Consider the following 2233-nt stretch of genomic DNA (forward strand, 5'->3'; position numbering starts at 1 on the left):
GAAACCGCGTTTTCCGGCTCCGTCTGATTTTTGGGCAGGATGCCCAATAAATCAGCGTCTCCCTAGGTAAGAGAGATACAAAGTACTTTCTTGCATGGGCTGCCGGACATCAGGCCGCCTACGCCGCCACGGTGGCTGACCAGCGGCGAAAGCCAATCAGGAATGAGACCCAGCCGGCGAGGCGAAGTCGCCGTCCAGACTCAGCCTAGGCAGCGGCTTTGCGTTGGCTGCTCCGCGTGAACTGGATCTCCACCTTTGTGCCTTCCGAGCAGGGCACCTGCTGACAAAGAATAGCGACGTCGACCTCGCAGCGGGAGACAGGTGCATAGACCGCTGCCGCCCAGCATCCGAGCGAGACCCATGCAAGAAAGCCCGCGTATTTCACGAGCCGGCCCACGATGCCTGTCCGCTTCTAATCACGGTCGATGGTGATGGAGCCTTCCCGCCCCTGACGCCCTGTACCGCAGACGGTGACTATTCCAGCGCCGTTCCTGCGCACACCGCCGCTTGTCGTATAGGAATCGCCCACCGGATTGGTGATGCTCCGGTTGACCGTGCCCTCCTGCGGATCGACTGTGGTCACCGCGGATCGCTCGAAGGTCTCACCGCCCGCGGTCACCCACTGACGGCGCGTCGTCGTGTTCCTTGAACGGCTCGCATTCCAGTCATACTCGCCTTGATGACCGCTGCCCGAGGAGAACCGACCGCTCCCCCCGGCGCTCGCCAAAGGGGCCGGCCTGGCTTGCCGACATCGGCGCTGCGAGCAGGCTCGCGAAATTCCCGTCGCGATCATCGCATGTTGGCTCCGCTTCATCGTCTTGCCTCGCTGGGTGATTCTGCATCAGTCGGTGCTCCGGCTGCTGGACCAGCGCTTGGGGACTCGCTCCGACCTCACCATTCCCTTGCCGGCGCTCCGTCGTCATCCCATCGTAAGCCCGGCGACATCGCAACGACTTGGACCGCTGGCACAATGGTGCTGGAAGAACCCGTCGGACCTCAGCGCATCGAACGATGCTTGGCTCCGGCGCAGGCCAGCGGGCAGCCCCCGGCAGCCATCCGCTCCATTCCAGCGCAGTCGCGCCTTCGGCGCGGGCGAACGTGCAGCACTAGGACCCTTTTGAGTAGGACCCTTTTGAGATGTCGACCGCGACGCCCGAGACTTCACAAATCGCACCGTCGTCGCAGGACGACAAGCCGGAGGCGGCACCCAGCCCCGCGCCGGCTGCCGTGGATCACCGCGAGCCAGCGCAGCCCGAGCCAGCCCGGCGTGAGCCTGCCGCTGCCGCTCCTGCCCCGGAAGCGGGGGACGACCCGGTTGCTGCTACCCTACCCGAGACGGCTGTTGCCGACGCGCAGCGGTCCGAGCCCGAGCCGGCGCCCGAACCGGCGTCCGCGGCGCAGCCGGCGCAGAGCCCGGCTGTGGGTGCGCCCCGGCCTCCGTCGTCTGCGCCCACCGCTGCCTACGCGCCGATTGCCCAGGCCGAGCCCCAGGTCGACGCTCAGCCACAACCCGAGCGAGAGCCCGAGTCCGAGCCTCAGTCCCCACCCGAGCCTACAAGACCGGCTACCGAGTCCTCTCCGTCGCAGCCCATACACGAGGGCGCGACAGTCCACGCGGTCGAGCAGACGTCCACCACACCGCAGCCCGCCGTCGAGCGACTCGTCGCCGAGCGACTGCGGCGCATGGCCAATACCCGGATGGACCAACGCAAGCTGTCGCGGCTGCTCAAGGCGGTCATCGACCAGGTGAGCCTGGATGCACAGCTGCCGCAACCCATCAGCGTTGGCGCCAGGGATCTGCTCGCCCAGTCCGCCGCGACGCGCCTGTTCCGCCAGCGTTTCCGGGCCAAGGACCTGCCGGCGTTACTCGCCGACGCGGCCGGCCGACTGCCCGAGGCAGCCAAACGGATCGAGGAGAACGGCGCCGAAACAGTCAACCTGCGGCGTGATCGGATCGATGCCGCGCAGGTGCGATCGGCCCGCAAGGCCGGCGTCCTCGGCGGGCTAGATCCCTGGGGTTAGCGGCCTCGCATCGCGATCCACAACAACGGGGTCGCAGGTCTTGCATTTCGCCAATCATGCAGTCGTCCAGTACCGGACCAGGCAAGAGACAGAGTCTGGCATCGTCCTTCCTCTGCTGTGGGAGCGCCGTCCTCGGCGCCACGGGCGCCCAGTCATGGCGGGGACGTCGCTCCCACAAGGCGAGCGACCGGCCGGCGTTACGATCAAGTCC

General features: G+C 67.0%; 2 protein-coding genes. One reads left to right on the forward strand and one right to left on the reverse strand.

Annotated elements, in window-relative coordinates:
• Positions 1-412: 412 nt before the first annotated feature.
• Positions 413-583, reverse strand: a complete 171-nt coding sequence (locus I6U14_RS10825) for a hypothetical protein (protein WP_296899233.1) — start codon at positions 581-583, stop codon at positions 413-415.
• A 1100-nt stretch (positions 584-1683) separates the two neighbouring features.
• Here I6U14_RS10825 and I6U14_RS10830 point away from each other — a divergent pair.
• Positions 1684-2022: a hypothetical protein gene (locus I6U14_RS10830; protein ID WP_296899235.1), complete on the forward strand. Its 339-nt coding sequence runs from the start codon at positions 1684-1686 to the stop codon at positions 2020-2022.
• Positions 2023-2233 lie beyond the last annotated feature (211 nt).

It is taken from the genome of Thiohalocapsa sp. (assembly GCF_019695415.1).
Lineage (GTDB): Bacteria > Pseudomonadota > Gammaproteobacteria > Chromatiales > Chromatiaceae > Thiohalocapsa.